At 37.9% G+C, this 18138-nt stretch carries 17 protein-coding genes and 1 pseudogene; 8 read left to right on the forward strand and 10 right to left on the reverse strand.

From position 1 onward, the window contains the following. The first annotated feature begins 31 nt into the window (after nt 1–31). The gene (locus tag BQ9859_RS01785; RefSeq protein WP_075876522.1) at nt 32–3058 is read left to right on the forward strand and encodes a leucine-rich repeat domain-containing protein; all 3027 of its coding nucleotides are present in this window, start codon (nt 32–34) and stop codon (nt 3056–3058) included. A gap of 30 nt (nt 3059–3088) precedes the next feature. On the opposite strand, the gene BQ9859_RS01790 is transcribed toward BQ9859_RS01785, so the two are convergent. From BQ9859_RS01790 to BQ9859_RS01805, 4 genes and pseudogenes are all read right to left on the reverse strand, one after another. Then, nucleotides 3089–3967 carry a glycosyltransferase family 8 protein gene (locus tag BQ9859_RS01790; RefSeq protein WP_075876524.1) on the reverse strand — a complete coding sequence of 293 codons (879 nt, stop codon included), beginning with the start codon at nt 3965–3967 and terminating at the stop codon, nt 3089–3091. Between the two features lie 143 nt (nt 3968–4110). Continuing rightward, a pseudogene (locus BQ9859_RS01795) lies at nt 4111–5966 on the reverse strand (ABC transporter ATP-binding protein). 33 nt (nt 5967–5999) lie between these two features. Further along, a complete protein-coding gene (locus tag BQ9859_RS01800; RefSeq protein ID WP_202613433.1) occupies nt 6000–7745 on the reverse strand; it encodes an ABC transporter ATP-binding protein in 1746 nt (581 codons plus the stop codon). A gap of 115 nt (nt 7746–7860) precedes the next feature. Then, a complete protein-coding gene (locus tag BQ9859_RS01805; RefSeq protein WP_075876528.1) occupies nt 7861–8214 on the reverse strand; it encodes a MarR family winged helix-turn-helix transcriptional regulator in 354 nt (117 codons plus the stop codon). A 167-nt stretch (nt 8215–8381) separates the two neighbouring features. Here BQ9859_RS01805 and BQ9859_RS01810 point away from each other — a divergent pair, with 167 nt between their 5' ends. Further along, on the forward strand, nt 8382–9257 hold the full coding sequence (locus tag BQ9859_RS01810; protein ID WP_075876530.1) for a LysR family transcriptional regulator: 876 nt from the start codon (nt 8382–8384) through the stop codon (nt 9255–9257). Nucleotides 9258–9311: 54 nt separating this feature from the next. On the opposite strand, the gene BQ9859_RS01815 is transcribed toward BQ9859_RS01810, so the two are convergent. Together BQ9859_RS01815 and BQ9859_RS01820 are read right to left on the reverse strand one after the other, a co-directional pair. After that, the gene (locus BQ9859_RS01815; RefSeq protein WP_075876532.1) at nt 9312–9797 is read right to left on the reverse strand and encodes a hypothetical protein; all 486 of its coding nucleotides are present in this window, start codon (nt 9795–9797) and stop codon (nt 9312–9314) included. Between the two features lie 96 nt (nt 9798–9893). Continuing rightward, the gene (locus tag BQ9859_RS01820) at nt 9894–10505 is read right to left on the reverse strand and encodes a TetR/AcrR family transcriptional regulator (protein ID WP_075876534.1); all 612 of its coding nucleotides are present in this window, start codon (nt 10503–10505) and stop codon (nt 9894–9896) included. Nucleotides 10506–10677: 172 nt separating this feature from the next. Here BQ9859_RS01820 and BQ9859_RS01825 point away from each other — a divergent pair, with 172 nt between their 5' ends. Continuing rightward, nucleotides 10678–11553, forward strand: coding sequence for a YitT family protein (locus BQ9859_RS01825; protein WP_075876536.1), 876 nt, complete (start codon nt 10678–10680; stop codon nt 11551–11553). Nucleotides 11554–11809: 256 nt separating this feature from the next. Here the strand turns inward: BQ9859_RS01825 and BQ9859_RS01830 are convergent, their stop codons facing one another. The 4 genes from BQ9859_RS01830 to BQ9859_RS01845 form a co-directional block, all read right to left on the reverse strand. Continuing rightward, nucleotides 11810–12442, reverse strand: a complete 633-nt coding sequence (locus tag BQ9859_RS01830) for a rubredoxin-like domain-containing protein (RefSeq protein ID WP_075876538.1) — start codon at nt 12440–12442, stop codon at nt 11810–11812. 1 nt (nt 12443) lies between these two features. Beyond that, nucleotides 12444–13079 carry a rubredoxin-like domain-containing protein gene (locus BQ9859_RS01835; protein ID WP_075876568.1) on the reverse strand — a complete coding sequence of 212 codons (636 nt, stop codon included), beginning with the start codon at nt 13077–13079 and terminating at the stop codon, nt 12444–12446. Between the two features lie 68 nt (nt 13080–13147). Beyond that, the gene (locus BQ9859_RS01840; protein ID WP_075876540.1) at nt 13148–13471 is read right to left on the reverse strand and encodes a rhodanese-like domain-containing protein; all 324 of its coding nucleotides are present in this window, start codon (nt 13469–13471) and stop codon (nt 13148–13150) included. An 89-nt stretch (nt 13472–13560) separates the two neighbouring features. Beyond that, a complete protein-coding gene (locus tag BQ9859_RS01845) occupies nt 13561–14229 on the reverse strand; it encodes a Crp/Fnr family transcriptional regulator (protein ID WP_075876542.1) in 669 nt (222 codons plus the stop codon). A gap of 303 nt (nt 14230–14532) precedes the next feature. Here BQ9859_RS01845 and BQ9859_RS01850 point away from each other — a divergent pair, with 303 nt between their 5' ends. The 5 genes from BQ9859_RS01850 to BQ9859_RS01870 all read left to right on the forward strand — a co-directional run. Next, nucleotides 14533–15282 carry an ABC transporter permease gene (locus BQ9859_RS01850; RefSeq protein ID WP_075876544.1) on the forward strand — a complete coding sequence of 250 codons (750 nt, stop codon included), beginning with the start codon at nt 14533–14535 and terminating at the stop codon, nt 15280–15282. A gap of 14 nt (nt 15283–15296) precedes the next feature. Then, entirely contained in the window at nt 15297–16280 is a 984-nt protein-coding gene (locus tag BQ9859_RS01855) for an ABC transporter substrate-binding protein (protein WP_075876546.1), read from the forward strand. Between the two features lie 12 nt (nt 16281–16292). Then, entirely contained in the window at nt 16293–17030 is a 738-nt protein-coding gene (locus BQ9859_RS01860; RefSeq protein ID WP_075876547.1) for an ABC transporter ATP-binding protein, read from the forward strand. Next, nucleotides 16969–17760, forward strand: a complete 792-nt coding sequence (locus BQ9859_RS01865) for a TatD family hydrolase (RefSeq protein WP_083662603.1) — start codon at nt 16969–16971, stop codon at nt 17758–17760. Before BQ9859_RS01860 ends, BQ9859_RS01865 begins: the two co-directional genes overlap by 62 nt. Nucleotides 17761–17936: 176 nt before the next feature. Beyond that, a partial coding sequence (locus tag BQ9859_RS01870; protein WP_235846369.1) for a transposase occupies nt 17937–18138 on the forward strand: 202 nt, incomplete at its 3' end.

Below are 18138 nucleotides of genomic sequence, written 5' to 3' on the forward strand. Positions count from 1 at the left end.
ATTCTATCCCTCGAGACATGAGGAGGAAACAATGAAAACAAAAAAGCCTATCGTTTTAACGATGACATTTTTAATTGCGGCCCTTGTTATGCCGACACATCCTGTATATGCAGATGCAGACTACAGTGACACACGACAAACCATTCAGTTGGACACAACCTTTACAGACCCGCATTTACGGGACTACATGGAGCAATTTGACTTAGATGCAGATGGAAGTTTCAGCAATGAAGAAGTAGAACAGATTACCAATCTAGATCTGAGCGGAATCTTAGGGCTTCAGTCAATCAACGGTATTGAAACTTTATGGAATCTAAAACGCCTGGACTGTTCTGGTCTGGGATTACAAACGATCGATCTGTCTGCTTTTCAAAATCTGGAACAATTATTCATTCAAGAGAATGCGATAACCAATATCGATTTCACACAAAATACGCGATTACAAGTGTTAAATTGCAGCGACAATCCCCTTGCTGCGATACAGTTGGCACAATGTACATTATTAGAACACCTGATCTGTGATAATACGGATATCTCTGTACTGGATCTCTCTAAACAGACAGCTTTAAAAGAATTAAGTGTAGATGGCAATGATCTGCAGTCGTTGGATCTGTCCAAGCTGACGAATCTGGTTAATCTTTCTTGTAACAATACTAATCTGGGCTTTCTGCAGCTGCCTGATAATGGCTCTGTTCGTCAATTATTTATCAATAAAAAACAAAACGGTCATTTTTTAGCTGATCAAGACACATTTGATATTCATTCCCTTTTTCCCGGCATAGATGCCAGTCGAATCGACCAAATGGAAAATGCAACGATACAAGGAACTACTATTTCAAATTACACAATTTCTTCGCCTATTACGTATCGATACTATTGTGGAGAAGTCAATGGGGAGCCTTTCTATTTGTACTATACGATACAGCTCACTTTCACGAATGACTGGACAGAAGAATTAACTATTTCTGACATTGTATATGGCAATCGACCACAACCAACAGCTAGTGCCCGATACGGAGATGTGATCTATACCTACAGCAATTCTTTCGATGGACCTTTTACAAATCAAATACCTGCTGAAGCTGGTACCTATTATTGTAAGGCTAATGTTTACCAGACAGACCAATACGAAGGACTAAGCAGTCATGCGAAAGAATTCAAGATCCTTCCGGCCGCAAATAAATGGATCAAAGAACCGGCGGTCAATAACACGGAATATGGTTCTGTTTTAACATATGGCGCTACGGCACAGTATGGAGCAGCGCGTTTTTTATTTGCGGAACAACCGGAAGGACCTTATGAAGAAACGATTCCGACAGAAGCAGGCACCTATTACGCAAAAGCCATTGTAGATGCGCATACGAATTATTCCAAACTGGAAAGTGCGCCGATCGAATTTCGTATCAGTGCAGCAGCCAATTATTGGACCAAAGAATTAAGCATTCAAAACTGGACATATGGTGAAACGCCCTCTATGCCAACAGCAGAGAGCAGATATGGAAAAGTTTCTTTTGCATACAGTCAAGAGAAAGATGGTCTCTATTCTGTATTGCCATCCAATCCGGATGCGGGAACATGGTATGTAAAAGCTGTAGCTACCGGCGGCATCTCTTACAGCGGATTAGCCAGCGATCCAATTCCATTTGAAATTTACAAAGCCGGCAGCACGATTGCCATCCAAAACGAAACATTGGATAAAGTATACGATGAACAGCCAGTCACAACAATTCAATATGAAAAGGAAGGCAGCAGTGCTTCGGTAGAGATCCTATATGAAAAATGGAACGGTTCTTCTTGGACTGTACAAAAAGAAGCACCTGTTTTGCCCGGCACTTATCGTGTAAGCGTTATTTTGGAAGAAGATAAAAACTATCAAGCAGCAACAGACCAGCTGGAATTCACGATCAGCAAGCTGCAAAATCAATGGATCAAAGAACCAGCTCTTCAAGATACGGTTTATGGAGAAGAAATAGCCATAGAAGCAAAAGCCCTCGATGGAGAACTGGAAATTTCATACAGCGATCGTCTGGATGGCACCTATACAAAGGGATTGCCTGTTCAGGCCGGCAACTGGTATGTAAAATTTCAAGTAGATGATTCCACCCTTTATCAAGGAATCAGCAAGATCCTGCCTTTGCAAATAAAAAAGGCGACCCCATCCTTTGTAACACCATCTTCCTTAAGCGCGCATTATGGAGATACTTTGGACAGCGTCTTGTTACCTGCCGGTTTTCATTGGCAAAACGGGGGAAAAACACTCACGCAGACAGGAACCGTCTCATACATGGCAAGCTATATACCAGAGGATACAAAAAACTATGAAATCATCTCGGATATTCCCGTATCAATCAAAGTAAGCAAAGCAGCTAATTCCATCGTATCACTGTCTTTACCAAACTTTCAGTGGGGCGAAGACTTATCTAAAATCAAATTAGAAACTCGATTTGGAACTGCACAACTGCTCTTCAGCAACGATCCAAACGGCATATTCTCGGCTGCAAAACCGAATGCCTGCGGAACATGGTATGTGAAAGCCGTTGTCGAAGGAACTGAAAACTATGATGCTTTTACCAGCTTGCCTTATTCTTTCAAAATACAGCCGCGCAAACTCAACATTCAAAATGTAACAATGCATTCGGATTCGTTCGATGATATGACCATTCTTTTTCAGGAGGAAATGCTGACGGCAGGCAGAGATTATGATCTCAAAAAAGAATGGATTGAAAATGAGTTAATTTATACGATTGTATTTAAAGGAAACTATGAAGGGACTTTATCTTACAGAACCCTTCAAGAAAACACAGTTCAAACTGAGAACACAGGAGATTTGAATACGCCCCTGCCGCAAATGATTGTTAATGAAGAAAAACCATCCAATAATGCAGCACAAATAGATGAGCACAATATAACTTCGCAAGAAGAAACACAAAAAGCAGAAAACGAGCAGCCGACTGCACCATCACCAAAAAGCTCTGGAAATTGGCTTTGGGTGACAGCAAGCGGCATCATCATTTTCTTTGGCGGAGCTATTTATCTCATCATTAAAAAAGTAAGATAATTCTCATAATGACAAAGGCAAAGCGAAAAATCACTTTGCCTTTTTTTCTTCCAGCATTGTTGCATATTGTGGTAAAAATCGTTTCGTCAACTGGATATAATGTTGATACAATTGTCCAAACCGATAACGATAGCCTTTTTTCCATGGTTTTGCACGTCCGCAGAAGTGCAGGATCACTGTGTGCTGCATCACCCATCGGATATCTTTTTCCCCTGCACTGCGAAGCAGATAGTTCCGATAATTACGGGCATCATAATTCCACAATGCATCATCCAATGCCAATATTTGGTCTCCATACATTGCATTTAACATATCCTGATCCGGCAGCAACAGCTCACTGCCATGGACTTGTACAAAATGAAAGATATCTTCTTTATGAATTTCTTCCCGTGCCTTGTCTAAATTGATCAGCAATACACCTGAATTATAGTAATCATGGTCTGTACGCAAACGGATGCGATTGACATTATTGGACAGTTCTGTCTTTCCTGTATGAGCAGCTGCAGCAAATAAGTGTTCTTTTAAATCTATCTCCCATAACGGATATAATGGATTGATCACAAGAATATCCGGATCTAAATAAAGAACACGATGCAACTCAGCCGGCAGCAAATAGGGAGCCAGTAAACGATAGTACATTTCAATTGGATAACGGGCATTGCTAGGTGCATCTTTAAAGATTTCTGTATCCACCTGAATGCAAAAACAATGCATCTCTGCTTTTTTGCAGCAAGTGTGAACTGCCTCCAGCTGTTGTGCTGTTAACGATCGATGCAGCAAATATAGATCAAAAGAACCTTCTGGATGATTCAAATGAATCGATGTAAGTAATATCAGTAATTGTGGCAGATAGCCCTCATCCAGCGCAACCAGCAAATGAATTCTATCCTTTTTATTATCCGCATCCATGCTTTTCCCTCATTTCTTTTGTATGATGATTCCATTCCTCTTTAACTAGTATAGCATGTTCGCCATGATTCTTTCCTCTTTATTTCCCAGGTAATTATTTTTGATCAAATTTATAAAAAAAAACGCAAGTAAGTACTTACGTTTTATTCAGCAAAGTTTCCTGTGTATAATTGATAGTATTTTCCTTTGGCTGCTATCAGTTCATCATGATTGCCTCGTTCAATGATCCGACCATGTTCCATGACCATGATACAATCTGAATTTTTGATCGTTGACAAACGGTGAGCAATGACAAATGTCGTCCTTCCTTTCATCAAAGCATCCATGCCAGCCTGTACCAATCCTTCGGTATGTGTATCAATCGAACTTGTCGCTTCATCCAAGATCAATACTGGCGGATCTGCAACTGCTGCCCGTGCAATTGCTAATAACTGACGCTGTCCTTGACTTAAATTGGCACCATCACTCGTCAAGACAGTTTGATATCCATCGGGCAGTCTTCGAATGAAACCATCTGCATTTGCCAATTTTGCTGCAGCAATACACTCTTCATCACTTGCATCGAGTTTTCCATAACGAATATTATCCATTACAGTTCCGGTAAACAAATGCGTATCCTGCAAGACCATGCCCAGTGAACGCCGCAGATCTGGTTTTTTGATCTTGGTTATGTTGATATCATCATATCGAATCTTGCCATCCTGGATATCATAAAAACGATTGATCAAATTCGTGATTGTCGTCTTTCCTGCACCTGTTGATCCGACCAAAGCAATCTTCTGTCCAGGCTGTGCATACATTTTGATATCATGCAAGACCATCTTGTCATCATTATACCCAAAGTCTACTCCATCAAAAACGATACCGCCTTCCAATTTGCGATAAGTGATCGTCCCATCTGCCTGATGAGGATGTTTCCAAGCCCATATGCCCGTGCGTTCTTTGCTCTCACGAATGGTTCCATCCGCTTCTTCAATCGCATTGACAAGCGTTACATAACCATTGTCTTTTTCTGGTTTTTCCTCCAACAGCGCAAATACACGCTGGGCTCCGGCAACTGCCATGACAACGAAGTTCATTTGTTGGCTGATTTGCGTGATGGGCTGTGTAAAGTTTCGATTCAAACCGATAAAAGCAATCACCGTTCCCACTGTAATTCCTAGATTTCCCTGTAACATCATCAATGCACCTATGACAGCGCACAAGACATAACTCAGGTTACCGATATTCGCATTGATCGGCATCAGCAGGTTCGCATACCGGTTTGCCTTATCTGCACTGTCTCGTAATTGATCATTCAACTTTTTAAAATCTTCAATAGATCGCTGTTCATGACAGAATACCTTCACGACCTTTTGCCATCCATCATTTCCTCGATAAAGCTGTCCACTTTTCCTAGATCATGTTGCTGTTTTTCAAAATATTTTGCTGACAATCCTGAAAAAACAGTAGTTACTTTTAACATCAGCAATGCCATGATCAACGTAACGATCGTTAATGGTATATTCAATACGATCATAGAAATCAAAGTAGCAATTAAAGTTGCTGCTGAATTGATGATCTGCGGAATGCTTTGACTAAATAGCTGGCGCAACGTATCCACATCATTGGTATAGACAGACATGATATCCCCATGCGCATGTGTATCAAAATATTTGATTGGCAAGGATTCCATATTGGAGAACAATTCATCACGAAACTTTAACATTGTGCCCTGACTGACATTGACCATGATTCGATTATATGCATAAGCGCTGATCACCCCAACGACATAAAAGACGATAATGCCGGTTAAAGCTTTTGCTAATGGTGTAAAATCAGGGGTATCACTGCTTAATAGAGGTAAGATATAATCATCCACCAAAGATTGCACAAATAACATTCCCTGCATGGTCGCAAATGCACCGATTATGATGCAGATAACGACAATGAAAAATGAAAATTTGTAATTTTGAATCATGTATGCCAATAATCGTTTCAATACATGAAAGGATTTCATCTTATCATTATTTTTCATATACGCTGCCCCTTTCTATTGTCCGTTTTGGTCTAAATCACCGCCGCCTTGCAGCTGTGATTCATAAATATCACGATAAATTTCATTATTTTGGATCAATTCTTCGTGGGTGCCTACACCGTTGATCTTGCCATTGTCCATGACAATGATGCGATCTGCATCCTCTACGCTTGACACACGTTGTGCAATAATGATCTTTGTCGTACCTGGAATATACGTCTGGAAAGCCTGACGTATTTTTGCATCTGTAGCAGTATCCACCGCACTTGTAGAATCATCTAAGATCAAGATCTTTGGTTTCTTCAATAACGCCCTGGCAAAACAAAGACGCTGTTTCTGCCCGCCGGATACATTGGTTCCGCCACGTTCGATCCATGTCTCATATTTGTTAGGCATCTGTTCAATAAATTCATCTGCACAGGCTGCCTCACAGGCACGAATACATTCTTCTTCTGTCGCATCTTCATTGCCCCATCGCAAATTATCTAAAATTGTTCCCGAAAACAATACATTTTTCTGTAAAACAACGGCTACTTCATTTCGCAGGACTTCCATATCATATTGCCGTACATCTAAGCCGCCTACACGAACACAGCCTTTTGTAACATCATATAGACGACTGATCAAATTCACCAGACTTGATTTTCCACAGCCGGTTCCGCCAATGATGCCGATGGTCTCTCCAGAGCGGATATGCAGATCAATATCTTCCAGCGTATCTTCCCCACTGCCCTGCTTATACGCAAAGCTGACATGATCAAAATCAATGCTTCCATCTTTGATTTGTTGTACAGGTTCCTTTGGATCACATAAGTCAGGCTGTTCTTTTAAAACCTCCGAAATCCTTTGTACGCTTGCAGCACTCATCGTGATCATGACAAAAATCATAGAAAGCATCATCAATGACATCATAATAGACATGATATAGCTGAATAATGAAGTAATTTCACCTGTTGTCATACTGCCCGCTACAATAAACTGAGCACCAAACCAAGAAACAAAAGTAATACAAGCATATACGGCCAGCATCATGACCGGATTATTGAACGCCAATAAACTCTCTGCTTTCACAAATAAATTATATAGGTGCTTAGCAGCTTTCTGAAACTTTGTATTCTCAAAATTTTCTCGAACATAGGCCTTTACGACACGGATCGCTGTTACATTTTCCTGCACACTGGCATTCAGGTCATCATAACGGTCAAATACTTCTCGAAATAACTTGGAGGCTTTCCGCATGATGCACAATAAAACGATTGCCAAAAAGCATAAAGCCAAGAAGAATATCAAACTCAGCTGACGATTGATCAAAATACACATGATCATACTGAATATCAACATCAATGGAGCACGTACTGCAACACGGATGATCATTTGATACGCATTTTGAATATTTGTTACATCTGTGGTCATCCTTGTGACTAGACCTGCTGTGCTAAACTTATCGATATTTGAAAAAGAATACTCTTGAATGCATGTATACATGCTTTCTCTTAGATTACATGCAAATCCAGAAGATGCATTCGCCGAATATTTTCCAGCCATTGCACCAGACAATAAACTGATTGCGGCCATGATGACCATTAATATCCCTAACTGTATAATTGTTGATAGAACTGCCTTCTGCAATCCTTCATCAATGATCATTGCTGTTACAAAAGGCAACAATACTTCCATGATCACTTCCAGAGTGGTAAACCCCATTGTTAAGAAAGATGCTTTTTTATACTGTTTTAATTGTGTCAAAACGGTTCTCATAATCTATGACCTCCTGTCTTTTTCTTTGGATCTCCATCTGCTCACACTGATACAAGATCTTTTTTTCAATCTGCTGTAATTGATGCCGTTCTTCCGCATTTAATGCTTTGCAGATTTCCTATTCCATTTGATTTGCTCGTTTTAAAAATGTAGAAGCTGCTTTTTGCATCTTAGTTGTCGGCAATATTCGTTTTTTTCGATCATCACTTGTATTTTCTTGAAAAATCAAATATCCCTTTTCCCTTAATTTTTTTACTAATAAAGACATAGTGGTTTTTGATACACCTACTTCATGACATAATTCAGTGATGTATGTTCCATTTGGATGATGGCGCAAGATATATACCATCAAGTAGACTTGAACACCACTGACATTTTCTTCTCTTAAACAATGTTCCAGCTGCATTTCTAAATGTATATTTATTTTTTTCATCAATGAAAGAAGTTCTTCTTCACAAATTTCAATATCCATCAAGTTCACCTCAACATTCCTACCATTTTCATGCGAACAGTTTGTATGTTAACTTCTAACTGTTTCAAATTGTAGCGCTACTTTTCTTGTATGTGAAATACAAAGATGTTATAATCTATAAAAATATTTTATAGATATTAAATTATATCAATGATAAGGAGCATAAAATGAATACAGTGCAATTAGAATGTTTTATCAGTGTGGCAGAACATTTGAATTTTTCCCATGCTGCACAAGATCTGAATATCTCACAAGCTGCTGTCAGCCATCAGATTCGTTCTTTAGAAAATGAATTAAATGTCAGATTGTTTAAACGAACCAGCAAGACAGTCGAGTTGACAGAAGAAGGTATCTTATTTTTATCGGATGCCCGTTATATCCTCAAAACAGCCTTTGATGCAAAAGAACGGTTAAACCAGCATACAAACTATACTTCCTTCGATATTGGCTGTCATAACAGCACAGAATTAAAACTGTTGCCTCCCATATTGCATCACCTATGCCAGATCTATCCACATCTGCATCCATCTATTCACTTTTTTCCTCCGCTTGCTGCTTCCAATATGATCGATAATAAAAAAATACATGTTACATTTGGCTTTCTTGGAGAAGAAAAATCATTAGGATCCATATGCTTCAAATCATTGCGCAATACAAGGATCACCTGTATCTGCGCACCGCAGCATCCATTTTCAAAATATGAATTTCTAACCAAAAAACAGCTGCAGGGAAATTTTATTGCTTGCAATCCGCATCATATCCCAAATAAAATCTTTTCGATACAAAGCCAAGTATTAAGCAATACTCCTGCAAATCAACAATATTTTGCCCCTAACGTAGAAAGCGCTCTTACATTAGTAAAAGCGCAACTTGGTTATACATTGTATTTTGATATGGAACCGCTGCGTGATCCCGATTTATGTTATATTCCAGTTTCAGATTATACACAGACATTACCGTTTGGGCTGTTTTATCATACAGATAACGACCACCCTATTCTAAAAGAGTTTATTCATCATTGCGAATCCATCTATAAAAATTAAGATTTGCTGTCAAATAAAACATCCCTCTATATTCCACCTTAAATTATCCTCTTTTTATTTCTTTAAATAACTTTGCAGGAAAAAGCGAGTGAATGCAGCTAATTCTTCCTCTTGTGAGACATATACATATAAAGATTCATCCTCCAGCCAATCATATGCATGGACTGCAATATAATTCTTTCTATCCGGGTAGATAATAAACGCATCTGTCGGATATTTACCTTGATACGCTTTTAAAATCGTTTCTCTAGGGTAATAGCTCGGTTCCCCGCAACTAGATAAATCAGGTACAGTAGGCAATACAACGATCATCTTATCCTCTTCATTCCATCCAACGATCAAATTTCCTATCTTCGTTTTGCTGCCATGTACAAAACCATAATTAAAACGTGATACGTCTTCCGTATAACCAAAAATAATTTGATAAGACTTGCCATTTTCTACGGATCCATCAAATAATAAACGCATCTTTTTAGCATTAGCATCACTTTTCTCCCTGTCAATTTCCGGTCCTTTCCATAATTTTTTAAAGATTCCCATCCTTTTTCCTCCTTTTTACTGACCGTATCGTTTTTATTTTTTAAAATAAAAACTTTTTATATAATTTGTTCTTATTTTGCATAAAAGAAGAGATCGCTAGTTACTCTTCATTTTTTCTAAACAATCCGCAATAGCAGAAATCTGAAAGGCGATCGTTTCTTCTGCAGCCTCCGGCACCATCAAAGGCAATGTTTCTGGAATTGCACGGCATATGACCATCACTGACAAGCTTAGATTGATAAATAAATTGATTTTTTCCTGATCCGCCTGAATAGAAAAAGATTCTAAAATATTTTTAAACAGTAACATCTGCCGTTTACGGAATTGTTGATAACTTTCTTTTGATAATCTTCGAAAAATCAACTGTTGTTCCTCTACTGTTAAGACCGCGATTCCCTTTTTTTCCCCATGACAACACGAATATAAAAACTGTTCAACACCTTCACGCCACGATAATTTCGGATCTTTCATCAATGATCGTGCGTAATCAATGATCAATGGTTGTTGTAAATACAGAGTTTCAACAACCAAATCTTCTTTTGTAGGAAAAAACGAATAGAAGAAAGTTTTAGAAATACCCACTTCTTTATAAATTTGCTCTACCGTTGTATGCTGAATGCCTTGTGTTGCCATAAGAGCCAACCCTGTTTCAATCAGTTTTTTTCGAACATTTCTTTTTTCCTCTTCTGAATATGCTACTTTTGGCATTCCACTGCCTCCTAAAAATAAAAACAAACTACTATATTTGTTTTTATTTTAACATGTACAGCTGATTCCAACAAGAATATTTTTCCTGCTTTGTTTTTATTCAGAATTCTCTTGCATTTCTGTTATGGTTCGATAGAATATCATTGTCGTGAATTTTAGGAAGGATGAATCTATGTATAAAAAATCCATGATCAAAGAATTTTCTATCATCACCCTTGCCATGCTGCTGGTTGCTTCTGCCGTTTATTTCTTTATGATGCCCAGTGGTATCGTTGTAGGAAGTATATCCGGTCTGTCCATTGTTCTTGCCGAAATCTTCCCTTTATCTGTGTCGATCATAACATTTCTATTAAACTCTTTTTTATTAATTGTCGGTTTTCTGTTTTTAGGAAAAGAATTTGGTGCCAAAACCGTATATACCTCCATGCTGCTTCCATTATTTTTATGGATTTTTGAAACATGGATGCCTCTTTCACATTCTTTAACAGAAAATAATGTATACGATTTAGTATCTTACATTTTATTAATCGGTTTTGGACAGGCCTTATTGTTCAATGTCAATGCATCCAGTGGCGGATTAGATGTCGTCGCAAAAATCTTAAATAAATATACTCATATGGATATCGGGAAAGCTGTGATGCTGGCCGGAATCGTAACCGCAATGAGCTCTATATTCGTTTATGATATCAATATCCTTATTGTATCTCTATTAGGCACTTATGCGAATGGAATCGCTGTAGATTATTTTATTGACGGTTTTCACCGTAAAAAAAGAATCTGCATTCTTTCACAAGACCATGAAAAAATACAATCTTACATCATGAATGAATTAAAGCGCGGGGTCACATTGTATCAAGCTGTTGGCGGTTATAATAACAGTCAACATATTGAATTGGTCTCTATATTAAGTGTAAATGAATACAAACAACTGGTTGCTTGGCTGCATCATTCACAAGTACAAGCTTTTATTACTGTTTCTACGGTGAATGAAGTCATTGGTACTTGGAATCAAGATACAAAACGAAAAAAACGATTCTACAATATTTAATTATATTACTGCAGTCACTGCTCTCTTTATGGAACAAATCCGTAAAGAAAGTTTTTTATGATCCTTTTAAGGTTCAAAGAAATATATCTTACTTTTTTCATAAAAATAAGGTATGCTGATTCATGCACTCAACAATACTCTAGTACCTTTTCTTCTTGTCATTTGCTATTGCATATGGACCCTTCCATGATATTCCTCATCAGATCTCTTTATCCTAAAAAAGATGTCTTCCTAACGAAAACATCTTTTTAAATAACTAATCCTCCATTAATCGAAACATTTCTTTTGGTTGATGACAGATTGGACACTGTTCAGGTGCTTCTTCTCCTTCATGAATATAGCCGCAAATGGTGCATACCCATTTCTTTGCTTTTTGATCAGCATGTTTGGGAAATGCAAGATGCAAAAGTTCCTGCACTGTATCTTTTGGAAAACCTTCTGTCGGCGGGTCTGCAAGAAGATCCTCTAAAAGTTGACGAACTGCTTCACTCTGTGGAAGCATATAGCCGGCTTCCCGCATCAGGTCTTCACCAACCAAACGTTGCGATCTTTCTACAGCCTTCATCAATCGATAAAATCCCTCTTGTGTTGTTTCTTCTGCTAGTTGACCAGCTAGCTGTTCCCCATCTGCTTTGCTTTGTGCCATTTGATTTAAAGCAGCTTTTACCAGATCTGTTTTCTCTTGTTGAGGCGGATACTCTTTAGGTACCATGCTGATTGCTTTGCTTGGACAAGCCTCTGCACAAATACCACATCCGATACATTTTTCTAAATCAATGATACTGTCTTCTGTATCGGTCGCGCCAACCGGGCAAACATAGAGGCACAAGCAATCTTTCGTACATAATCGAATATTGCGAACTGCAATTCGATTTCCATCCTTGTTCATATCATGCCCTCCTATCTATCTTTTCAAACTTCCATTCTGGCACTTTGCACACAGGGCAAAGTGCTGGAGGAAGGTCTCCTACATAAACAAAGCCGCAAACTGAACAGATCCAAATGTTTTTATCAGCTGTCATTCTTTCTCCTTGTTGCCTATATTGGTCAACTAAAGAGGATAGCATTCTTGTTACTTTTTCTCCCCAAACACAAACTCTTGCCGCCCCTCGATCATCTTGATCATCAGCTATTGCTCTGACAGCTGGATAATCTGCAATATCCTTTTGCAGCATCACTGATAATTCTTCAATTGATACAGAGGAATGAACCGGCTTGATCCTTGTAAAATAAGCAGCGATTTCTAGTGCTAATTTTGCTTCTTTTTCTTTATATTGTTTCTCAAAACCGCGTGCTAAATTAGAAAATAATGAGGCCAGTTGTCCAGATGTTAAGTCATTCGATGTATTCTTCATTTCCGTTCTTATTGTCTTCTCAACAACAGGCATCTCTGTCTTTTCAGGTTCAAAAAAAGCCTTGCTTGCTCCACATAATGGACATTGCCATGAATCTGGTAAATGAGAGAATAACTCTTTTTCTTTTGATTCATCATAAATATAGCCGCAAATCGAACATACATACCGCATCATAAATCCCTCCTTTTCTCTCATGATGTATTATTCGTCGATCTGGTTTCTTATTATATCTAGTTTAATCAGTCGGTTACGATATTGCCTTGATAATGAATGATACCACCTATATTAGTCACATTCGTATAGCCCATATGTTTTAAATGATTGACCGCATTTGCGCTTCTTGCACCGCTATGGCAATACACAAACAGCGGTGTATCTTTTTTCTTTATCACTTTTGGTGCATTTTTTATTTCTTGAAGAGGTAAGTTGATGCTCTTTTCAATATGTCCTTCACTATACTCTTCTCTTGTACGAACATCTAATAAAACAGCAGCATTTGTATTTTTATACTGTTCTACTCCCTCATTGATATCATTTCTTTTAAACAATCCAAAAAGTCCCATCATCTGTCTCCTTTTATTTTTATTGTATCTTTATCTTTTTCTTTAGTTTATCAAAGTCACGGATATTTTTCTGTAACTTGGTCACAAAATCAGAAAGGTTTTGCCATATTTTTCAATGCAGTCAGATCTTTTAGAACGATCTCGCCACGATGGATCTCGATCCATCCTTTTTGGGCAAAAGATCTCAACATCCTCGTTACGACTTCTCTCGCCGAGTTTACTTCCCTTGCTATCTCTTCCTGTGTTTTCTTTATGACTGTCCTGTTTGTATGCTTATAGTGATCTAATAAACAGCTCGCTAAACGTTGATCAAAACGAGCAAATAGAATTTGTTCCATTACCTGTACCACAGTGGATAAACGTTTTGTCGAAAGTTCATAAGCAAAGCAGCGAACATGCATATTTTTTTCCATCAAAGATTGAAAGAACCCCGCATGAATGGCTGCTACCTGGGTATCTGCTTCAGCTGTTAACTGAATATCCATCTGTAAATCGCGAATGACACAGGAAGCAGATAAAATGCAGCAATCTTGTTTCTGCAGATAAAATAAAGTAATCTCTCTTCCTTGCATGGATGTAAAATAAACTCGAATCGATCCTTTCAAGACATAGATCATACCCAAACATATATCATAAAAAGCATTCAATGATGCTCCTTTTTGATAGCTTCTCATCGATACCTGTTTCAGCAGACCTGTCTTTTCTTCTTCTTTTAAAGCATCCCAGAAAGGTAATTGCATGATTTCTTTCTCTTGCATACAACTCATCCTTTTTATAATTTTTATCAAAAAATAAGCCACATTTCATTTTTATTATAACATAGACCTATTTATTTCCTTTGGTAAATGATACAATTCATTATTGACGGATACACTCAATTGAATGTATAATCTCATTGCAATAAAAACATAGCGGGGAGGTCGTGAACGATCTGAGAGGAAGCATAGATGCTTCGACCCATTGAACCTGTCGGATAATGCCGTTGTAGGAATCATATTTGTTAGCAAACCGTGTCATTACAAATATGATGCGGTTTTTTCAATTAAAGGGGGGGATATAGAATGAAAAGAAAAGAACTATGGATGCCTGTAGCGGTAGCGATCATTGTATTGCTGATTTGGGAATTTTGTGTGCGTTTTTTTCGAATACCTTTGTATCTGTTGCCAGCGCCAACAGATATCATTGAAGCTTTGATTGAAAATCGCGATGTATTATTTTCTCACGCTCTAGTTACTCTTACTGAAGCCGTGATTGGGATTGTGATCGCATTGATATTCGCCATACTGACAGCTATCGGCATGGATCTTTCCAGAACTTTTCGAAACAGCATTTATCCGCATTTGGTCGTCACGCAAACAGTACCAGTCATGGTATTAGCTCCTTTGTTCAGCATTTGGCTAGGATTTGGTATAGCACCTAAAGTCATGATCGTTATCTTCATGTGCTATTTCCCGATTACCGTTTCTTTTGCTGATGGGCTTGCACAAGTAAATCAAAAGCAAATCAACCTGTTAAAAAGCTTTCAGGCTTCGACCTTTCAAATTTATACGATGGTAAAGATACCCGCTGCTCTATCCAGTTTATTTTCCGGATTAAAAGTAGCCGCAACGTATTGTATCGGAGGTGCCATCGTGGGAGAATGGATTTCCTCCTCAGCAGGACTTGGTTACTATATGTTGCGAGTAAAGAACGGTTATATGCTGGATAAAGTATTTGCTAGTGTAATTGTTGTGATTTTATTAAGTTTGTTATTCAATGCCTGTGTAGATTTAGCCAAAAAGCGCTTATGTCCACATGGGACAAATAAATAAGGAGGAACAAAAAAATGAAAAGATGGATTTCAGGAATGATTGCCGTTGCTTGTCTATTGACAATGAGCGGATGCGGAAACAGTAGTGAACCTACAGAAAACAAAGAGGTGACATTAGTACTTGATTATGTGCCAAACACCAATCATACCGGTATCTATGTCGCACAGGATCTGGGGTATTTTGAAGATGAAGGATTAACTGTCAACATCATCGAACCAGGAGACAATAATACTTCTGCAGCCTTAGTTGCGGCTGGAAAAGGGGAATTTGGCGTAAGTTATCAGGAAGATGTTACTTATGCTTTAACAGCAGAAGAACCTATGCCAATCAAAGCCATTGCAACAGTTATCCAGCATAACACTTCCGGATTTGTCACATTAAAAGATTCTGGAATCACCTCTCCTAAAGATTTTGAGGGAAAAGTCTATGCCGGCTGGCAGTCTTTAAGCGAAGAAGCCGTTATCAAAGCAGTGATGAAAGAAGCAAATGCAGACTTCAGCAAACTGACGATGGTTGGTGCTGACGGCAGCGGTTTATCACAATTGAATAACGGTGTAGATATTCTTTGGGAATTCAAAGGATGGGCCATTACCAAAGCGGAAATGGAAGGCATGGAATTTAATTACATTCCTTTAAATACACTGGATGAACGTCTGGATTACTATACACCAGTAATTATCACAAATATTGATATGATCGAAAATGATCCGGAAACTGTTCAAAAATTTATGAATGCGGTGAAAAAAGGATATGAATATGCAATTGAGCACCCAGATGAATCTGCAGAAATATTGCAAAAGTATATTCCAGAATACGATATTGATTTTTTGAAGAAAAGCCAGGCTTATCTTTCTGCTGAATATGCAAAAGATGCAGACAGTTGGGGCGTCATGAAAGACAGTGTATGGGATGGATATACTGAGTTTATGTATGAAAATGGATTGATCAATCAAAAGATCACTGCTTCTGATCAGTATACAAACGAGTTTATCCAATAATCAGAGGCTATCATGAAATTAGAACTTCAAGGTATAGCAAAGTCTTTTTCAGATAAACAAATTCTTTCGCAGATTTCCATTCAAGTGAAAAAAGAAGAATTTATCAGCATATTAGGCCCAAGCGGCTGTGGAAAAAGTACGATATTAAATATCCTTACAGGTATTCTCGCACCTGATGAGGGGAATATTTTAGTAGACGGTAAACAGATACAAGATCCCGGTGAGCATTTTGCTTATATGCCGCAAGAAGATCTATTACTGCCATGGAAAACGATATTGGATAATGTCTGTTTATATGGTATTCTGCATAAGGACAAAAAACATGCTCGAGAAAAAGCATTGAAATTATTTCCTGAATTTGGTTTGCAGGGATATGAAAAAGCATATCCCGATGAATTATCTGGAGGCATGCGGCAAAGAGCGGCATTTCTTCGAACTGCACTAAGCAATGCAGATATCTTATTGCTGGATGAACCGTTTGCGGCATTGGATGTCATCACACGTAATGAGATGCAAGACTGGTTGTCTGCTATGAAGAATCAATTACACAAAACGGCTGTTTTAGTGACCCATGATATCGATGAAGCTATTTATTTATCTGACCGCGTACTAATTTTAAATGGACATCCGGCAACTATACAAAAAGAAATAGCAATAAAAGAAAAAGAACGTACAAGAGAATGGCTGTATGCCCAATCAGAACTGCGCACACAGATTCATCAATACCTTAAAGAAAATGGATCTTTATAGTGATGCCCATGTCCATTTGAATGACCGCATGCAATCAATCTTGCCAACTTATCCAATTACCGCGATTCTTAGTTGTTCTACCCCACAACAATGCAATAACGCCAAACAATTTATACAAAGATATCCAAATATGGAAATGTCTTGTGGAATTCATCCATGGCATGCAAATGATGTAAAATGGGAAGAAATGTTACCATGGTTACAACAAACCACGATCATCGGTGAAATAGGTATGGATTCTGTCTGGTGTACTATTGATCTACAATCACAAAAAAACATATTTATAAAACAACTTGCTTTTGCTTCCTATTATCATAAGCCAGTTGTCTTGCACACAAAAGGAATGGAAAAAGAAATATTAGATTTGATCCGACAATATCCTAATCACTATCATGTGCATTGGTATTCTTGTCCCGATTACATCGAGGAATATCGTGCACTAAATTGTTACTTCAGTATCGGACCTTTCCCTTTTATCGACGAAAATGTCAAGAAAGTCGTAGAACTAGTTCCATTAAATCGTTTGTTAATAGAAACAGATGGAATTGAAGCAGCAGAATGGGCTATGCATCAATCACTAAATAATGATGCTTATCTTTCGATCTTAAAAAGGACGGCAAAAGAGATTGCCACAATAAAAAATAAACCAGTGGAAGAAATCTTATATCAGACAAAATATAACTTATTAAAATTTCTTTCAATAAAAGCAAAAGAAAATACAGCATTATAGTAGAACAAAATGATTAAAGAGGCTGTAACGAATAAGGAATAGCCAAAAATAAAAAATGCATCTGATCTCAAAAGAGAAAGGATGCATTTTTTGGTATAATTTAGCAAGGAGTCAACTGGAACAAATATCTTGATCACCCTGCTCACAGAGGGCGTGAAGAATATAATCCCTTCAAGATGATCAAAGTCATCCTGTTTGCGTTCATGAATCATATTTATAGTCTAAGAGATATTGAAAAAAGCTGTAGAACGGACATCCGTTTCATGTTCTTGATGCAGGAGGAAACGCCAAGTCACATGGCATTTCATCGTTTCATCCAAAAGTATTTAAAATATGACATCCAATTCATTTTTAGAGATATATTTGAATCAATTGAGA

It is taken from the genome of Merdibacter massiliensis, from assembly GCF_900155395.1.
Classification (GTDB): domain Bacteria; phylum Bacillota_I; class Bacilli_A; order Erysipelotrichales; family Erysipelotrichaceae; genus Merdibacter; species Merdibacter massiliensis.